At 65.9% G+C, this 16956-nt stretch carries 18 protein-coding genes and 1 pseudogene; 3 read left to right on the top strand and 16 right to left on the bottom strand.

Annotation, left to right across the window (positions count from 1 at the left end):
- Positions 1–9: 9 nt before the first annotated feature.
- Both LV28_RS33560 and LV28_RS33565 read right to left on the bottom strand, forming a co-directional pair.
- Positions 10–207 carry a ribbon-helix-helix protein gene (locus tag LV28_RS33560; protein ID WP_023595450.1) on the bottom strand — a complete coding sequence of 66 codons (198 nt, stop codon included), beginning with the start codon at positions 205–207 and terminating at the stop codon, positions 10–12.
- A 150-nt stretch (positions 208–357) separates the two neighbouring features.
- A pseudogene (locus LV28_RS33565) lies at positions 358–2105 on the bottom strand (SulP family inorganic anion transporter).
- A gap of 121 nt (positions 2106–2226) precedes the next feature.
- On the opposite strand from LV28_RS33565, the gene LV28_RS33570 reads away from it, so the two are divergent.
- Positions 2227–2568, top strand: a complete 342-nt coding sequence (locus LV28_RS33570) for a zinc ribbon domain-containing protein YjdM (protein WP_023595452.1) — start codon at positions 2227–2229, stop codon at positions 2566–2568.
- A gap of 132 nt (positions 2569–2700) precedes the next feature.
- Here LV28_RS33570 and LV28_RS33575 read toward each other — a convergent pair whose 3' ends face one another.
- From LV28_RS33575 to LV28_RS33585, 3 genes are all read right to left on the bottom strand, one after another.
- Entirely contained in the window at positions 2701–4311 is a 1611-nt protein-coding gene (locus LV28_RS33575; protein WP_048806382.1) for a methyl-accepting chemotaxis protein, read from the bottom strand.
- A gap of 439 nt (positions 4312–4750) precedes the next feature.
- The gene (locus LV28_RS33580; RefSeq protein WP_038617890.1) at positions 4751–5671 is read right to left on the bottom strand and encodes a hypothetical protein; all 921 of its coding nucleotides are present in this window, start codon (positions 5669–5671) and stop codon (positions 4751–4753) included.
- Positions 5672–5690: 19 nt separating this feature from the next.
- On the bottom strand, positions 5691–6179 hold the full coding sequence (locus tag LV28_RS33585; RefSeq protein WP_141571904.1) for a hypothetical protein: 489 nt from the start codon (positions 6177–6179) through the stop codon (positions 5691–5693).
- 351 nt (positions 6180–6530) lie between these two features.
- Between LV28_RS33585 and LV28_RS33590 the strand changes: the two genes are divergently transcribed.
- Complete coding sequence (locus LV28_RS33590) at positions 6531–7262, top strand: alanyl-tRNA editing protein (RefSeq protein WP_023595456.1); 732 nt, start codon at positions 6531–6533, stop codon at positions 7260–7262.
- A 65-nt stretch (positions 7263–7327) separates the two neighbouring features.
- The gene (locus tag LV28_RS33595) at positions 7328–7918 is read left to right on the top strand and encodes a DUF924 family protein (protein ID WP_038617887.1); all 591 of its coding nucleotides are present in this window, start codon (positions 7328–7330) and stop codon (positions 7916–7918) included.
- 28 nt (positions 7919–7946) lie between these two features.
- On the opposite strand, the gene LV28_RS33600 is transcribed toward LV28_RS33595, so the two are convergent.
- The 11 genes from LV28_RS33600 to LV28_RS33650 all read right to left on the bottom strand — a co-directional run bounded on the left by LV28_RS33600 (position 7947) and on the right by LV28_RS33650 (position 16843).
- On the bottom strand, positions 7947–8468 hold the full coding sequence (locus LV28_RS33600; RefSeq protein WP_058371637.1) for a DUF2062 domain-containing protein: 522 nt from the start codon (positions 8466–8468) through the stop codon (positions 7947–7949).
- A 460-nt stretch (positions 8469–8928) separates the two neighbouring features.
- Positions 8929–9525 (bottom strand): LOG family protein, encoded by a 597-nt coding sequence (locus LV28_RS33605; RefSeq protein WP_023595459.1) that lies wholly within the window; start codon positions 9523–9525, stop codon positions 8929–8931.
- Positions 9526–9528: 3 nt separating this feature from the next.
- Entirely contained in the window at positions 9529–10197 is a 669-nt protein-coding gene (locus LV28_RS33610; protein ID WP_023595460.1) for a TetR/AcrR family transcriptional regulator, read from the bottom strand.
- Between the two features lie 144 nt (positions 10198–10341).
- A complete protein-coding gene (locus LV28_RS33615; protein WP_023871638.1) occupies positions 10342–10776 on the bottom strand; it encodes a diacylglycerol kinase in 435 nt (144 codons plus the stop codon).
- 39 nt (positions 10777–10815) lie between these two features.
- Positions 10816–11850, bottom strand: coding sequence for a glycosyltransferase family 4 protein (locus tag LV28_RS33620; RefSeq protein ID WP_023595462.1), 1035 nt, complete (start codon positions 11848–11850; stop codon positions 10816–10818).
- A 191-nt stretch (positions 11851–12041) separates the two neighbouring features.
- On the bottom strand, positions 12042–12974 hold the full coding sequence (locus tag LV28_RS33625) for a UDP-2,3-diacylglucosamine diphosphatase (RefSeq protein ID WP_048806680.1): 933 nt from the start codon (positions 12972–12974) through the stop codon (positions 12042–12044).
- A gap of 194 nt (positions 12975–13168) precedes the next feature.
- Positions 13169–14056, bottom strand: coding sequence for an esterase/lipase family protein (locus LV28_RS33630; RefSeq protein WP_052408607.1), 888 nt, complete (start codon positions 14054–14056; stop codon positions 13169–13171).
- Between the two features lie 74 nt (positions 14057–14130).
- On the bottom strand, positions 14131–14730 hold the full coding sequence (locus LV28_RS33635; RefSeq protein WP_023595466.1) for an RDD family protein: 600 nt from the start codon (positions 14728–14730) through the stop codon (positions 14131–14133).
- A 241-nt stretch (positions 14731–14971) separates the two neighbouring features.
- Positions 14972–15823, bottom strand: coding sequence for a DUF3106 domain-containing protein (locus tag LV28_RS33640; protein WP_023595467.1), 852 nt, complete (start codon positions 15821–15823; stop codon positions 14972–14974).
- A 22-nt stretch (positions 15824–15845) separates the two neighbouring features.
- The gene (locus tag LV28_RS33645; protein WP_023595468.1) at positions 15846–16274 is read right to left on the bottom strand and encodes a DUF3619 family protein; all 429 of its coding nucleotides are present in this window, start codon (positions 16272–16274) and stop codon (positions 15846–15848) included.
- Positions 16271–16843, bottom strand: coding sequence for an RNA polymerase sigma factor (locus tag LV28_RS33650; protein WP_023871635.1), 573 nt, complete (start codon positions 16841–16843; stop codon positions 16271–16273). The genes LV28_RS33645 and LV28_RS33650 overlap by 4 nt, the downstream gene beginning before the upstream one ends.
- Between the last annotated feature and the right edge of the window lie 113 nt (positions 16844–16956).

A 16956-nucleotide genomic window follows, 5' to 3' on the forward strand; every position in this document is an offset into this window, starting at 1 on the left:
GGCGGCCGGCTATTCGGATTTCGCGCGTGACCGGCTGCCGATGACGCTTTTGGTCTTGTACGTCACGCCGTGGTGTTCGAGGTATTCGCGAATCAGTTGACGCACCACCTGAGACGGCGTGAGATCCTGGGCGGCGCAGAGCTTTTCGAACGCGTCTTTCTTGACCGGGTCGATCAGAACGGTGAGTCGTGCGCTTTTCGTTTCCATCGCGGATGAGGTCCATTATGTTAATCAAATTATAATACATGATGGATGCCGTTCCGCCAGGCGGCCGTGACCTGCGCTGTCCGTACAGACGCTATCGGCGCAAGGGCGCGCCCATGCACGCGCGTGCGCATTCGTGCGATCGTTGCCCGGTCATGGTGTCTCGCCGCCGTGCGCGCCATCGCCATCACGCCTGACGGGGCGCGCGCCGCCGTCCCGAAGTTCGACCTGATGCGCTTGCGACGCGGATTCACTCGTCCCGGCGATCGCATCGCAGCGCGCGATGGCGTCGGCGAACGTGCTCACGTAATTCGGCTCGCCGAGGGTGGCGAGAATGCCCGCCTTGCGCAATTTGCCCCGCACGCGATCATTGGCTTCGCTGACGAGCACCACGACGCCGCGTTTGTGAAGTTTTCCGATCACCTCGTCGAGCACCTGCAACCCGGTCATGTCGATGAACGGCACGCGGCGCAGCCGGATGAGCAGCACGCGCGGATCGGAGTGTGTCTGCACCAGCGCGCGCTCGAAGTTCTCGACGGCGCCGAAGAAGAACGGGCCGTCGATCGCAAAGACGAGCACGCTCGGCGGCAGTTTCAAACGGGCCTGGGCGCCCAGCTCGCCCGAGATCTCGTCGCCGGATTGCTGTGTGACTTCGACCGACGAGGACATGCGTCGCAAGAACTGGAGCGTCGCGAGAATCACGCCGATGTTCACGGCCACTACCAGATCGGCGAACACAGTGAGCAGGAACGTGACGAGCAGGATCGCGACGTCGGCCTTCGGCGCCTGACGCGCCATGCGAACGAAGTGGCGCATCTCGCTCATGTTGTAGGCGACGATGAACAGGATCGCGGCGAGTGACGCCAGCGGAATGCGGGTCGCCAGCGGCGCGAGGAATACCACGATCATGGCGAGCGTTGCGGCATGGACGATGCCCGCGAGCGGGCTGGTTCCGCCGTTGCGGATATTGGTTGCCGTGCGGGCGATGGCCCCGGTCGCGGCAAAGCCGCCAAACAGCGGCGACAGGATATTGGCCAGCCCTTGTCCCTGCAATTCCTGGTTCGCATTGTGCCGCTGGCCGGTCATGCCGTCGGCGACCACCGCCGAGAGCAGCGACTCGATGGCGCCCAGCATCGCGATCGTGAAGGCCGGCCCAATGAGTTCGAGTACGCGCGAGAGCGTGATGGCGGGCAGCGAGAAGGCGGGAAGGCCTTGCGCGATGCCGCCGAAAGTGCTCCCGATGGTGGCCACGCCGTCGAAACGGAAGAGGGACTGAAGCGACGTTGCAAGGACCAGGCCCACGAGCGGGCCGGGCACCCGCCGCAGGTGGGGAATGCGCGGCGTGAAGACGACCGCGAGCAGTGTGAGTAGGGCGATCGCCGTTGTCGCGAGGTGCAGGCCGGGGAGCGCCTGCAGCGTGTGCCAGAACTTCTCGTGAAAGTGCGCCCCCGTGATCCTGGGCAAGCCGAAGAAGTCCGGCCACTGCCCGATCCAGATGATGACGCCGATGCCTGTGGTGAATCCCACGATCACCGGGGCGGGAATGAACCTGATCACGCCGCCCAGCCGCGCCTTGCCCATCACCCACAGCATGATGCCCGCCATGAGCGTGGCCAACTGAAGTCCGTCGATGCCGTACCGGGCCGTGATGCCCGACAAAATGACGATGAACGCTCCCGTCGGTCCGGCGATCTGCACCCGGCTGCCACCGGTACACGAGACGACCAGCCCCGCGACGATGGCGGTGTAGAGCCCTTGTTCAGGCTTCGCCCCGAGGCGATCGCGAACGCCATGGCCAATGGCAGCGCCACGACGCCGACCACCAGGCCGGCCACGATATTGGGTAGCCATTGCTGGGGACGCAGCAGGCCGGCACGGTAGGCTTCACGCAGGGCGATCATACGTGTTCTCTTCGGAGAGTATGCATTGCATTATAATGATATGCACATAAGGTGTGCGTACTCGACATATTCCTCGAGCCGCCGCACACCGATGTCGATCCCTGAATTCCGGAACCCATCCATGTCGAATGTGCCTGCCTGCCCCCAATGCTCCCTCGAAAACACGTATCCCGACGGGGACAATTTCGTCTGTGCCGATTGCGCATACGAATGGCCGATGGCGGCAGACGCTGCGGAGGATGAGGCGCAGGACGCCGTGGTGCGAGATGCGAACGGCAATGTGCTCGCCAATGGCGACGCCGTCGTGCTGATCAAGGACCTGAAGGTCAAGGGCTCCTCGATCACGTTGAAGGTCGGGACCAAGGTCAAGAGTATTCGCCTCGTCGGCGGCGACCACGAGGTCGATTGCAAGATGGACGCCGGCAACTTCATGCTCAAGGCCGCGTTTCTGCGCAAAGTCTGAGTACGGCACGTCGGGTGTGCGCGGGTGCGGCGTGTGAAAGCCCGCGAGGGCCTTCGCCGCCGCCCCGAGCCTCGCGTGGCGGGGACGTCGGGCGTCGAGAAGGCCTGCGCCTTCCCGGTGCGTGCGATGACGTTACTGAACGCGACGTAGCACTGGCATCATCGCGACGGGTCGCGCTGGCGAGGTCCTGCCGGGCAGCGAGAACAGTCGCACGGCTTCATCGAGCACATTGGCCTGACCCGACAGTTGTTCCGCGGTGGCGGCGCTTTGCTGGACCAGCGCGGCGTTTTGCTGCGTCGAGTCGTCGAGCTGCACCACGGCGCCGTTGATGCCCGCCAGTCCCTTGGCCTGTTCGCTGCTGGCCGTGGCAACCTCGTCCATGACCACCGACACCCGGCTCATGGCCGACTCGATCTTGGCGATCTGTGCCGCCATGTTCGCCACCATCTCCCCGCCGCGCTCCGACGTCGTCACGGTCTCGGTGACGATCCGCTTGATCTCCTTGGCGGACGCCGCACACCGCTGTGCCAGACTGCGCACTTCGCCGGCCACCACGGCGAATCCCTTGCCGGCCTCTCCGGCGCGGGCCGCCTCGACCGCCGCATTCAGGGCGAGCACGTTGGTCTGAAACGCGATGCCATCGATGGCGCCGACGATCGACGTGATCTGGGCCGACGCCTGGGCGATCTCCTTCATTGTGTGCTCGGTGCTCCTCACGGCATCGACGCCCTGTGCCGTGGCGTCGCGCGCCTCGCTCAGCAACGCGCTCGCCCGTGCGGCCGACTGCGCATTGTTCGAGACCGTGGCCGTCAGTTGTTCCAGCGACGCCGCCGTCTGCTCCAACGAGGCGGCCTGATCCTCCGTGCGGGCCGACAGGTTGGTGTTGCCGCCGGCGATCTCGGTGGTCGCGCGCTTCACCCCTTCGATCTGACGTCGAACATCGGACACGATGGCGATCAGGCTGACCTTCAACTGCGTGAGGTTGCGGATCAGGCTGGTGAGCTCCTGGTGGGAAGCGCTGTCGGTGCTGACCGTCAGATCGCCGGCCGCCAGACGTCCGGCGAGATCGCCGACCTGCGCGAGTTGCCGACGTCGCGCCCGCTCGAGCCAATACACGGGCACGGAGACGAGCAGCACGCTGATGCCCACGACGGCGCACAGCATCCACGCCGAAGGCAGGCGTTGCTCGAGCGACCAGCCGCCAGCGATGACCGCCGGCCCGGCGAGTGTGGTGAGGGTCGCCCGGTGACTGACGAGCCCGCGCCGCCAATTGCCCAGCAGGCCCGGTAGTCCCTTTCTCACGAGTTGTCCGGACGACAGCCGGTACCGGCTACGGTTGGCGCGCATGTCGGCGTACAGCGCTTCGGCGCTCGCGACTTCTTCGCGCCCGGGCTTGGTCCGCACGCTCAGGTAGCCCACCGTCTCACCGTTTTCCACGATCGGGGTCACGTTCGCGCGCACCCAGTAATGGTCGCCGTCGCGCCGCCGGTTCTTGACCAGCGCGCTCCAGGATCGGCCGGCGCGAATCGTTTTCCACATGTCCGCAAAGGCTTCCGGCGGCATGTCGGGATGCCGGATGACGTTATGCGGCTGCCCGATCAGGTCCTCCTTCTCGAATCCCGAAACCTCGACGAAGGCCGGGTTGCAATATTGGATGATGCTCGACAAGTCGGTCGCGGAGACCAGCATGTCGTGCTCATCGTAGTTGTACTCTCTGCCCGAAACGGCACCGTTGTTTCTCATTATTCCCCCGCGTGGTGGCCTGAATTGCCCTGTCCTGCCTTGATAAACCCGGGTCGATGCCCCGACCCATGCACTGCCGCTGCTGCAATCTTCGAAATACGTTTCGCGTCGTCGCGTGGGCGCATCGGGGGGAGAGGCTCACGTCGTCGAAACGGTTCGGGGGGCGGGGCAGATCGTCCGGTGCACGGGCTTCATGGCCCCGGATGTCTGCCTCTCATGTCTGTCTGTTATGTGCGCCTTTTATGTGTGCCTTTTATGTGTGCATATTATTAGCATGCAAGATGCATATGATGTTGATCGTAGAGACATCAAATTGCACTTCTATTCGGACTCACCCTAGTCGAAAAATGTGCATGCGTTGTCCGGTTGCCGCGTCCGCCGCGCCAGATGGCGCGGGCGGTCGTCCGGCGAGCGAGCGGGTCGGTTCGGGCAAACAGGTTCAAGCGATCGTTTGAATATCCGGCACGGGAAGGCCGTCCTCCAACGAGCGGAATCGCTGGGGATCGACCGGGCCGTCGGCCGACGACGATCCGAGCGCTTCGGTGAAGTCATAGCGACGTCGTTTCTGTTTGGCTTCGTCCAGATTGACGCACGTCGTGACGATCGGCGGGACGATCGCGCGTACGGTCGTGCTGGCCAGCGCCGCAGCCAGTTGCGCGCACTCGAGACGATTGCTGGTCGAGGCCGTGTGGTGCGGCGAAGGCTCTGCCTCGATGCCATCGTCCTCCGGCGTCAGCGCGGGCTGCGCCTCGCTCAGCCCCTCGCGCGTTGCCCACAACGCCCCGGCCGAGCCCACCGCGCCGAAGAGTGCGGCATTGGCGATGCCGTTCTGAATCGTCTTGAAATGTTCCGCGAACGGTCTGAGCGCTTGCGACAGGTTGGCCAGCCACGGCAGCCATTGCGTGTCCTTGATCTGCCTGGCGGTCTTGTCGCGATCGAGAAAGGCCGCGGTCGCCGCGAGACAGTCCAGCGCCGTCGACGCGCACAGTACCCCCGTGCCGGTCATGGCGGCACGATGCTCGAGTTTGAGCGTCTTGTGATCGGCGCCTTCGTCCAGCGCCTCGCTCGCGCGCGCGAGCGCGAAGATCGATGTGTGCGCCGCCGCTGTGACGAAGTGTTGGAACAATGCCGAGAGTCGCGCGTGCGTCAGTATCGGCAATTGCGTGTCGGTCGCCTTCGTCCGGTCCGTCGCGAGGGGGGCCGCATCCTGAGGGGGCGGGCTGTGCGACTCGGCGGACAGTGACGTCATGGCCTCGTCGAGCATGCCGGCGGAGTCGAGGTCGTGAAGGGCGCCGTCGGACAATGCGTTGGGCGACGGGCCGCGAATCGCGATGGATTGGGGCGGGAGACTGGATTTCATCGAAGGGTTCTCCTGTCGGTCATGAGGATGAGAGGGTGTCGAGCAACCGTTGTGCCGAGGCCAGCACACGCGCGTGCCGATGCGAGCGACGAGCAACGTCGAGGGCGTCGGACGCCATGTCGCGAGCCGCGCGAAGGTCGCCGCTGCGCTGGTTGCACAGCGCGCAGACGTACAGCGGCGTGGGGTCGGTGCCGTCGCAAAGGAACGCAAAGAGCAGGGGCGAGGGCGCCCGATCGCAGTCGCCAAGCGCATAGAGCACGTAGCCGAGCGCCTTGTAGGTCTCGATGCGCTCCGGATACCGCAGGCACAGACTGCCGAACGCATCGGCCGCGCCGCTCAGATCATCCGCTTCGCGTAGGGCGCAGGCGTGCGAGAAAGCGGCGGGGAAATCGTGGGGGCGCGAGCCGGTGTGCGGAGCGCGAGGGCCGAGTGTCGGCTGTGGGGGAGGTGTCGGTCGCGGCACGGCATTCCAGTGAAGTTGGGGGGAGGGAGCACTGTAAGGGGCCATGCTTGCGGAGACTTTCGGTGCGCGCCAAAGCTTTCGGGGCGTGCCGCTGGCTGCGGTGGTTTTGGGCGCGAGCGTCGCACGCGGCGTCCGCAACGGCGCAAAGTCGCCGCGCTTGGGAGAATTCGGGGAACCGAGGAACCGGGATGTCGTGGTTTCGGGGGGGGGGGGGAGGGGGGAATGGGGTAGTACGGCAGTGCGGCAGTGGTGACACTGGGGTAATCGGCGCACCAAGGCGCGGGAGGCGGGCGCCCCGTCCGTCGGAAGCGACCGTACTGGCGCAACTGCCGAGGATTGTCACTTGTCACGGGACCGAAAGTCGCGCGAACATGTCCCGTTCCCAAAGGAGGCCCCATGACGACCGAAGCGTTGTTCCGTCAAGACGCGTATCTGCGCCACTGCGAGGCGCGCATCACCCATATCGACGAGACCGGCATCATGCTCGACCGGACGGTCTTTTACCCGCTCGGCGGTGGGCAGGCCGGCGACGCCGGCCACTTGGTGCTTGCGGACGGCACCCGCCTGAGCGTTGCCGACACGCGCAAATCGAAGCGCGAGGGGGCCACGCCCGACGACGCGGTGCACGTGCCCGCCGAGGGGCAGGCCGACGTACTGGGCGCACTCTCGGTCGGCGACACCGTGGTGGCCGAAATCGACTGGGAACGCCGCTTCCGGCACATGCGCTTTCACACGGCGTCGCATTTGATGTGCGCGGTGCTGCCGCACCCCGTCGACGGATGCAGCATCACCACCGAGTACGCGCGACTGGATTTCGTCACGAATGAGCCGATCGAGCGCGAGACCGTCGAGGCCGGGCTCGCGGCGCTCGTGGCTGCGTCACGTCCGGTGGCCATCGACAGCATCAGCGACGAGGAAATGGCCGCCCGCCCCGAACTGGTCCGCACCATGAGCGTAAAACCGCCGGTGGGGTTGGGGCGCGTGCGACTGGTGCGCATCGAGGGCGTCGATTTGCAGCCGTGCGGCGGCACGCATGTGGCGAACACATCGGAGATCGGCGCGTTGCGTGTGGCCAAGATCGAGAAGAAGACGTCGCGTACGCGCCGGGTAGTGTTGGCATTTGCCTGAGTCTGGCATCATGCATGCCATCTCTGTAAGCATCAGGACGATCGATGGCAACTCCGGCAACTGACATGGTTTCGCAAGTCCCGCCCTGGCAGGCGGTACTCGACTTCTGGTTCGGCGCGTCCGATGCACCGGAGTTCGGGATGGCGCGTGTCGAATGGTTCCGCAAATCCGACGCGTTCGATGAAGAGATTCGTAGCCGCTTCGGCCCGTTGCACGAGCGAGCGCTCGACGGTGAGTTGGCCGATTGGGCGGCGACACCGCCGGGTGCCTGCGCACTGATCGTGGTGCTCGATCAGTTCTCGCGCAATCTGTACCGCGGCCAGGCGAAAGCGTTTGCCGGGGACGCGCAGGCGCTGGCGGTGGCGCAGCGTCTGGTGGAGGCGGGGGACGACCAGCGTCTGCCCACCGCGCAGCACCGGGTTTTCGTCTATCTACCGTTCGAACACGACGAGTCGCTCGATAGCCAGCAACGTTCGCTCGCGCTGTATGAGCGTCTCGCGAAGGCGTCGGGACTGGTCGACAATCTCGACTACGCGCGCAAGCACGCCGTGATCATCGAGCGGTTCGGCCGCTACCCGCACCGCAACGCCGCGCTCGGACGTGTTTCGACGCCCGAGGAGATCGAATTCCTCAAGCAGCCGGGATCGTCGTTCTGACCCCAGGGGGGGCGGGCATCGGGCGGGATCAGCCTCGACGTCGCGATCCCACCATCGTGACGCTAACGGGCTGGCGGCGCTCCCGCCAGCGAATGGCGAAATAGCCAATGACGTACGCCAGTGCGCCGCCCACGATGGAGCATGCCGTGAGCCCGGCGGCCAGATGCAGTGTCGCGGTGCCGAAGTCGAATCTCGTCAACTGGCTCCAGACGCTCTCGCCGGCGCGCGCCGCGGCCGCCACGGTCGCCTCGATTTCGGCTTGTGGCGACCACGTCAGCATCCATCGGCCCAGCCGGTGCGCCCCGAGATATACGAACGGCGCCGTGAGCGGATTGGTCACCAGCGTGCCGACGGCTGCCAGAAACAGGTTGCCGCGCAGCAGGGCCGCCGCCAGTATCGCGACGAGCATCTGTCCGAACGGAATCAGAATCCCGAAGAACACCCCACAGGCCAGGCCGATGGCCACGCCGCGCGGCGTCGCTTGCCACAGGCTGCGGCGCAGCAGCAGGCCGGCGTGCGGTCGCAGCCACCGCGATCGCAGTAGCCGCATGGGGCGAAGCATCTTTAACATGATGGGCAAGTAGCGCGTCGGAGAACGTGGACCCGTCCGGATGTCGGGGCGGACGTGCATGCGCGTGTACGCATACGACGGGAGTCTGAGTCGCCCATTCCGCAAGAGTTCAACCCCGGCGTGGAGCGCCCGGCGGTGGCTGTGGCGTGATGCTGTAGGCCCGGGGCGACGCAGAATTCCCCGCCGACGCGCAACGAGTCCTTGTCCGGAGCGGCGGAGCCATCGATTGGCGAAGGCGATGGTTTAGGCGATGGCGTGGTCGAGAGCGTTGTTGGTGAGATAGCCGACGAGGCAACCGATGGGGATCGATCGGCACCTTGGGAAATGTCCCGGCCAAGCGGCTGGCGAGCGGCCGCGCGGCTGCCGGGCTGTTACTTGCGCTGCGCGGCGATTGGGCCACGCAGCACGAAGATGCGCGTCGAGGGGAGTTGCCTGAGGCTTAGATCTGCGAGCGCTGGTTGGCCCAGCGATCGATTTGCGCCGGCTTGAAATGGCGCATCGTATCGAGCAGCGCCTCGGGCGACGTGGCGATCTGCAACTGGTCGAGCTGCGGCGCCTTGAGGAACTGTTCCGTCACCATCGACTTGAGGAAGGTCATCAGCGGATCGTAATACTGCTCGACATTGAGCAGGCCGATCGGTTTGGCGTGGTAGCCGATCTGGAGCCATGTGAAGACTTCGAACAGCTCTTCGCAGGTGCCGATGCCGCCGGGCATGGCGATGAAGGCGTCCGACAGATCGGCCATCATCTGCTTGCGCTGATGCATGTTCTCGACGACGTGCAGCTCGGTCAGGCCGGTATGGCCGACTTCCTTGTCCATCAATGCCTTCGGAATGATGCCGACGGCCTGACCGCCATGGGCGAGCACGGCGTCGGCGATGATGCCCATCAGGCCGACCTTGCCGCCCCCGTAAACGAGACGAATGCCTGATTCGGCCATGCGACGGCCCAGTTCGCGGGCGGCCTCGGCGTAGGCCGGGCGCGCGCCCGCGGCGGCGCCGCAATAGATGCAGATGGATTTGACTTCCGACGACATGCCTTACTGTGCTCCCTTGGCCGATGATTCACGTGCCATCTTCTCGTACAGCTCGCGCGAGCGGCCTTTCAGATAGGGCGCCATCTGCGAGAGGATGTGATAGCTGGATTGATGCAGCCCGGCGCCGATTTCTTCGGGATCGTTGTACTTGCGCGGGTTCATCACGAATTGATAGGACAACCAGTACGTGGAGAGCACCACCATGTTGGTGGTGACCACTTCGATCTGCTCGGGCGTGATTTCCATCTCGCCGTCGGCCACGAGCAGGTCGCACATCTCGCGCGCGAAGCGCTTCTTGTGGCCCACGATCTGCTTGAAGTGCGTCTCGAGCGTGCGGTTGCGCGCAAGCAGGTCGTTGAGGTCGCGATAAAGAAACCGGAAGCGCCACAGGAATTCGGACATGTATTGCAGATATGTCCAGACCTCGTCGAGCGTCGGCTTGTGATCGTCGGGCAGCCTCAGGCGTCGTTCGATTTCCTGCTCGAACTGCGCGAAGATGCTGTTGATGATGTCGTCTTTGTTGCGGAAATGGTAGTACAGATTGCCCGGGCTGATCTTCATCTCCTCGGCAATCGTGGTGGTCGTGACGTTGGGTTCGCCGATTTCGTTGAAGAGTCGAAGCGACACCTCAAGAATTCGTTCGCGGGTTCGGCGTGGCGGCTTTGCTTCCATGACTGTCGGCCCCGGTGGCTGGCAAGCTCGGCGAAGGAGATTCTCCGCTTGCCATTATGAGTTGAGGAGTATCAGGTATACGGCGACCGATTATACCCGGCAGCGGGGCACTGCCAAGCACGGGGGCAGGGGCGACGAGCGATATCAGAAAAACGCTGTACGTACGAGATCGACGATGACGGGACCGGCGAGCGATACCCAGGTGAGCAGGCACAGACCGAGCGCGATGAGTACCGCCGCGCTGCCGAAATCCTTCGCCCGTTTCGACAGCTCATGGCGCTCCAGCGAAATGCGGTCGATGGCCGCTTCGATGCTGGAGTTGATCAACTCGATGATGAGCACGAGCAGGATCGAGCCGATGAGCAGCACGCGCTCGACGGCCGTCACCGGCAGGAAGATGGCCGCCGGCAACAGGATGACGGCGAGCGCCAGTTCCTGCCGGAAGGCGCTCTCCTCGAACACGGCGAATTTGAAGCCGGACAGGGAATACTTCAGCGCGCGCCAGGCGCGCATCACGCCCCGGTTGCCCTTGTACGGATTCGGCTGCTCGTCGCGCGGCGGCGGGTGATCGATGAACAAGCGTCGGGTTCCTCGCCGCAACGGGCTCTGGAGGGTGGATCAGACCGCGGGCGCGAGCGACGGCTCGGGCTTGCGCGGATGCAGGTGCGAGGCGAACTCTTCGGACGCGGCCTGCCAAGAGAATCGTTCGGCCCAGGCCCGCGCGCTCTCGCGTGGGACCTTGAGGGCGTCGAGGCAGGCCTCGCGCAGATCCTCGCGCAGTGCGCCGCCTTCGCCCTCGGGGCAACCGTTCAGCACATCGACCGGACCGGTCACGGGGTACGCGGCGACGGGCAGGCCGCACGCCATGGCCTCGAGCAGCACCAGACCGAACGTGTCGGTGCGGCTCGGGAACACGAACACGTCCGCCGACGCATATACCTTCGCCAGCTCGGGTTGCGAGAGCATACCCAGGTAGTTCACGTCAGGATAGCGCGAACGCAACTCGGCCAGTTGCGGCCCTTCGCCCGCGACCCACTTCGAGCCGGGCAGGTCGAGTTTCAGGAAGGCTTCGATGTTCTTCTCCACGGCAACGCGCCCCACGTAGAGGAAAATCGGATGTGCCGAATTTAGCACATGTGCGTCCTGGATACGGAAGATGTCCAGATCGACGCCGCGCGTCCACAACACCACATTGCCGAAGCCGTTCGCTTCGAGATCGCGCTTGACGACGGGCGTTGGCGCCATCACGGCGCGCGAGGGCCCGTGGAACCAGCGCAGGAAGCGGTAGGTCGTGGCAAGCGGCAGGCCGAAGCGCGCCTGCACGTACTCGGGAAAGCGCGTGTGGTAGGCGGTCGTGAACGGAAAGTCGTTGCGCAATGCCCACTTGCGCGCGGCCATGCCGAGCGGACCTTCGGTGGCGATGTGCAGCGCGTCAGGCCCGAACGCCTCGATGCGGCGCGCGACACGACCACCCGCGAAGAATGCGAGACGGATTTCGGGATAGGTCGGGCAGGGAAGGGTTCGGAATTCCTGTGGCGTGAGCAACTCCACGCGGTGGCCTGCGGCTTCGAGCTGAGCGCGCGTGTTCTTCAACGTGCGGACCACGCCGTTGATTTGCGGGTCCCAGGCGTCGGTGATGATCATGATTTTCATCGGGCGCTCCTTCGCGCACATGGCGCGCTTCGGTAACACGCGCCAGGTGGCGCGTGAAGAGGGGGCACACGTGCGGCGGGGCCTTGCCGCGCGGGTGCGGGGTTCATCTGTGGGACATCAACGACGACGCGCGGATCGGGCTCGACCGGGGTGGGCCGACGACGCGGGCCGCGCTCGCCGTGCGCCGGCGCTCACGCGCTGACCGGCGTGACTTTCGCGGGCGCGCGGGTCGCGCGCTTGTGCGTCCAGTGGACGATGCGCAACTCGCCCTCGGCCGTCTCGACCAGCGCGGAGAGGCTCTCGACCCAATCGCCGTCGTTGCAGTAGAGCAGGCCGTCGATCTCGCGGATCTCGGGCTTGTGGATGTGGCCGCACACCACGCCATCGCAGCCGCGGCGGCGTGCCTCGTCCGCCATCACCTGTTCGAAAGCCGAAATGAAGTTCACGGCATTCTTGACCTGATGTTTCAGGTATTGCGACAGCGACCAGTAAGGAAAGCCGAACCGCGTGCGTACGCGGTTGAACCAGCGATTGAGCAGCAGCGTGAGCGTGTAGAGCGAATCGCCGAGATACGCGAGCCACTTGGCGTGCTGGATCACGCCGTCGAACAGGTCGCCGTGCGTGATCCAGAGGCGCTTGCCCGACAAGGTGGTGTGGAACGCCTCGTCGCGTACGGCAATGTCGCCGAATGCCAGTCCGCAGAACTGGCGCGCCGCTTCGTCGTGATTACCCGGCACGTACACCACCTGAGTGCCCTTGCGCGCGCGGCGCAGCATCTTCTGCACGACGTCGTTGTGCGCCTGCGGCCAGTGCCAGCCCTTGCGCAGATGCCAGCCGTCGATGATGTCGCCGACGAGGTACAGGTAGTCGGACTCATGGTGGCGCAGGAAGTCGAGCAGGTATTCCGCCTGGCAGCCTTGCGTGCCGAGGTGGATGTCCGAGAGCCAGATGGTGCGGTAGCGGGTAATGCCTTCGGGCGGCGGGTCGAGCGGATCGGGCGTGTCCGGCGGCAGATCGATGGTGGTGGGCGGCGTGGCGGGAGGGTTGGCGGGCGGCGTGGCGGGGCGGCCCGGCGGCGCGTCTGCGAAGTGACCGGCGCGAGCCGCCGGCGTTGGGATCGGCAGATCGAAGGTCGGGGTCGTCGTCATAGCGGCTCGCACGTCGCGTTGAACATGCGAGCATTGCGCCATGCGTTCATGAAGCGACGATGACAGTCATGCGCGTGTCGTGAAACTGTCTTCAGGCGTCGCGACATCGCGACATCGCGACATCGCGAATTCCGGCCGCACGCCGCAGGCGGATGACGCCGACGCAGCGCTCAGTCGCTGTGCCGCAAACCCTGCGCGATGCGCTCGAGCGTCTCGAGCACCAGGGCTCGCGCGCGGGGATGCGTGGCGAGCGACACGTGGCCCAGCCGGTCCAGGGGGAGATTGTGCGCGCCGGGCAAGACCGAGGTGCGCACCGGGTAGACGACGTTGTCGTGGTTGCTGTAGATCGACGTGATGCGCGCGCGTTCGGCATCGGTCTCGCTGTTGGCCAGCGCCACGAGCCAGTCGCTGCCCAGGCGCATCTGGTGAACGTTCGTCCCCACGCCGTTGCGCGTGTGCAGGGTGCCGAAATGCGGTGAGCCGAGGGTGATGGTGTGGGCCACTGGCAGCGTGCGGTAGCGCCTCAGGCTGGCGCGGGCGGCCAGACCGCCCATGCTGTGCCCGATGATCACGACCGGCAGCCGCGTGCGTTCGGCCAGCGCCTGCGCGGCCGTCGCGACGTTGCCGGCATAGCTGTCGATGTCGCCGAACATCTGGCCGAGATTGATGGCGTCGCAGGCATAGCCCGCTTCGGCCAGATGGCGGGAAAAACGCAGCCAGAACGCGCGGTTGCATCCGTAGCCGTGCAACAGCAGGACCGCAACGGGGCGGGCCGGACCGCTCGGCGCCGGCAGCGGCGCGGCGCTCAGCCACGGCTGATAGATGTCGAGCAACAGGATGGAGGCGGCACATTCGTAGGCCCAGATGGCCACGTTCGTGCCGGCGCTGACGCGTCGCGCCGGCGCCGGATCGCCGTTGGCCGCCATGACGAAGCCCGCGGCAAGCCCGAGTGCGTGCGCAACGGGCAGCCACAGCACCGTCCACAGCAGCGTCGTCCATACGCTGTGCCACGTGGCCCAGGTCACGATGGCGACGACCAGCGACAGGCCGGCTTCCACGCCGCCGTATATCAGGTGGGCGCGAGACGGGCGAAGCCTGGACGGTGACGTCGGGGACGTGGGCGGCGGTGGGTTCATTTGCCCAGCACGCTCACGAGGCGCGTGCCGGCGAGTCGGTCGTGCACGAACTGATGATCGGGCATCACGCGCATGGCGAGCGCCCAGAGCACCATCCAGCCCGCGAGCAGCCCGACGCTGGCCCAGCCGGTCAGCCCGAGCGCCCAGTCGATGGCCATGGCCGGGAGGACCCACAGCCACGCGAGCACGTAGCGTGCAACGGCGCGTGCGGGGCGCACGGGCAGGCCGCGCGCATCGACCAGGCGGATCTTCCAGGTTTTCATGGCCAGGGTCTGGCCGCCGTGGGTCCAGAACCAGACGAAGTAGGCGCCGAGCACGAGAAACAGCCAGGCCTGCATCGCGTGACGGTACATCAGGCCGCTGCGTTGCTGGGTCAGGGCACTGAAGAGGTAACCGGCGAGGAACAGCACGCCGAACAGCAGAAGCGACTCGTAGACCATGGCGAGTACGCGGCGGCGCAGCGTCGGTACTGCATAGGTGCCGGAATCGGCCCCCGGTGCGGCGTCGACCGGTGGGATCGGCGCCTGGGAGGGCTGGCGAGCGGACGACGAAGCAGAGGCCGGGGTGGCGGCGGGCGGAGTGACGGAGTCGGTCATCGCGGCGTGGTCTGGGATCTTTTGTCAGAGGCCCGGACGTGCCGCGCGTGGAACTCCCGCGTCGGACACGTCGAGCCGTGTGCCGCCCATTATGCGGAAGATTGCGCCCGCGAGCCAGCGCGGCGGCCCCGCGACGAGCCTTGCCCGGATCGCGGCGCGGGAATGCAAGAACGGCCGCCCTGGGGCGACCGTTTGCCATTTTCCGTATTTCCAGTGCAACGACGCGGCGCGCCAGTCGCGATCAGTTGTGGTGATAGAGGTCGGAATTGAACACGGCGTCGGCACTCCTGTCGCTGCCCGCGGCACTCGCGCCGGCGCCGCCGGCACCCGATGCGGCCGAAGCCGGCGCCGACGGCGCCGCCGAGGACGACGCCGGTTGTGCGGCGGTCGGCGCGGAGGCGCTCGTCGGCGCCGGTGCGGGCAACGCCCCGGTCTTGCCGGCGGTGATCGATTCCTTGCGGTGGACGGCGGCGTAGGGGTTCTTCACGCCTGTGCGACCCGTGGGGGGGGCGCTCACCACGTTCGGACGATTCGCCTGCTTCCGGTCGACTTCGGCCAGACGCTTCTTCTGCTCTTCGGTCAGTTCCTGGTACTGCTGCCACACCTGTGCCTTTCGCTCGGGCGGCAGGGTCTTCGCGTTCTGATAGCTCTCCCTCGCGAGTTGGCGCTGCTCGGGCGTGAGGCGCACCCAGTCGGCCATGCGGTCATGCAGCCGCTTGCGGCCTTCCGCTGACAGGGTGTGAAACCGCTTGGCGATCTCGACCCACTTCTCGCGCTGACGATCGCTCATGCGATTCCAGTCCTGGGCGAGCGGGGAGAGCGCCTCCTGCTGCGCTGGCGTGAGCCTGGCCCAGTATCCGCCCGGGCTCGGAACGGCGGCCCCGGGAGTACTGCCAGGCGCGGCGGCACTGGCCGACAGCGCGCCGACCGGCGCACTGGCAGGGCCCGCGACATCGGGTGCCGAGGCGGAGGAGATCGTCGGCGGCGCATCGGACACGGGGACCGGCGCTGGCGAGCGGCGCAGCGCTGCCGTGCCGGCGAGCGCGGCCACGATCAGCGCGGCGACCAGAAAAAGTACGTTGCGTCGCGTCACTGGGCGGTCTTGGGTGGGGGAACTACTGGGCACGCTTCAGATAGGCGTTGAAGCCATGGTCGGCATAGGCCGACAACGGCAGTTCGTCGCTCAAAACGGCGGCATCGATGTCCGCCAGATCCTGAATGTGCTGCTGATGTTCCCAGTACGCGATGCCCGCCAGGCCGATTACCAGTGCGGCAAGCGGCCAGAGCAGGCCGAGACGGCCCAGCCGGTCGAACGCGCGGCGCGGACCGCCGACGTCCGGCGCCTGCACGGAGCCCACGCCCGCGAGCGCCAGCGCCGGTTGCACCACGGCGACCGGTTCCGGCTTCTTTCGGGCGAGCGCCTCCTGGCGAGCGGCGGCCAGCCGGGCCGCGATATTCGGCGACGGTGCGTCGGACGCTTCGTCCAGTGCACGCCGCACGCGATGTGCGAAGCGGATTTCCCTCGTTTCCAGATCGTGACTCATAACCTGATCCCTTTTGCCTTCAACGCCTGCGCCAGCGCGTGCGTGGCGCGGGAGCAGTGCGTCTTGACGCTGCCTTCCGAACACCCCATCGTGGCGGCGGTCTCGGCAACGTCCATGTCTTCCCAGTAACGCATGAGGAAGGCTTCTCGTTGACGTGTCGGTAGTTTCTGTATTTCCGTCTCGATGACGGAGAGGATTTCGGCACGCGAAACGGCGTCCTCGCTGCTCTCCGTTTGCACGGACCCGTCCTCGCCCAGCAAGGTTTCCAGCGGATCGAAATCGTCGCGCTCGTCGTCGCCCGGGCCCGCCAGATTCGAGAACAGCGTGACCCAGGTGTTGCGCACCTTTTGCCGGCGGAAATAGTCGTGAATCGTGTTCTGGAGGATGCGCGTGAAGAGCAGCGGCAGGTCGGCCGGCGGCTTGTCGCCGTACTTCTCGGCCAGACGGATCATCGCATCCTGAACGATGTCGAGGGCGGCCTCGTCGTCGCGTACGGCATAGACGGCCTGCTTGAAGGCGCGCCGTTCGATGCCTGCGAGAAAATCCGCCAGTTCCTTGTCAGATGCCATCCGGTGGGGTGCGCGCAGCGTTGCGTGCCGCGCCTGTGAAATGCCGTGTAAGCGTAAAGTTCGCGTAGTCGGAGCGGATGCTACCAAAAACGCGCCCGGCTGTAACCGCTTTT

This window comes from Pandoraea pnomenusa (genome assembly GCF_000767615.3).
GTDB lineage: Bacteria > Pseudomonadota > Gammaproteobacteria > Burkholderiales > Burkholderiaceae > Pandoraea > Pandoraea pnomenusa.

Coding starts and splice junctions, on each gene's coding strand:
- LV28_RS33560 (WP_023595450.1), bottom strand. CDS start 207: ATGGAAACGAAAAGCGCACGACTCACCGTTCTGATCGACCCGGTCAAG.
- LV28_RS33570 (WP_023595452.1), top strand. CDS start 2,227: ATGTCGAATGTGCCTGCCTGCCCCCAATGCTCCCTCGAAAACACGTAT.
- LV28_RS33575 (WP_048806382.1), bottom strand. CDS start 4,311: ATGAGAAACAACGGTGCCGTTTCGGGCAGAGAGTACAACTACGATGAG.
- LV28_RS33580 (WP_038617890.1), bottom strand. CDS start 5,671: ATGAAATCCAGTCTCCCGCCCCAATCCATCGCGATTCGCGGCCCGTCG.
- LV28_RS33585 (WP_141571904.1), bottom strand. CDS start 6,179: ATGGCCCCTTACAGTGCTCCCTCCCCCCAACTTCACTGGAATGCCGTG.
- LV28_RS33590 (WP_023595456.1), top strand. CDS start 6,531: ATGACGACCGAAGCGTTGTTCCGTCAAGACGCGTATCTGCGCCACTGC.
- LV28_RS33595 (WP_038617887.1), top strand. CDS start 7,328: ATGGTTTCGCAAGTCCCGCCCTGGCAGGCGGTACTCGACTTCTGGTTC.
- LV28_RS33600 (WP_058371637.1), bottom strand. CDS start 8,468: ATGCGGCTACTGCGATCGCGGTGGCTGCGACCGCACGCCGGCCTGCTG.
- LV28_RS33605 (WP_023595459.1), bottom strand. CDS start 9,525: ATGTCGTCGGAAGTCAAATCCATCTGCATCTATTGCGGCGCCGCCGCG.
- LV28_RS33610 (WP_023595460.1), bottom strand. CDS start 10,197: ATGGAAGCAAAGCCGCCACGCCGAACCCGCGAACGAATTCTTGAGGTG.
- LV28_RS33620 (WP_023595462.1), bottom strand. CDS start 11,850: ATGAAAATCATGATCATCACCGACGCCTGGGACCCGCAAATCAACGGC.
- LV28_RS33635 (WP_023595466.1), bottom strand. CDS start 14,730: ATGACCGACTCCGTCACTCCGCCCGCCGCCACCCCGGCCTCTGCTTCG.
- LV28_RS33645 (WP_023595468.1), bottom strand. CDS start 16,274: ATGAGTCACGATCTGGAAACGAGGGAAATCCGCTTCGCACATCGCGTG.
- LV28_RS33650 (WP_023871635.1), bottom strand. CDS start 16,843: ATGGCATCTGACAAGGAACTGGCGGATTTTCTCGCAGGCATCGAACGG.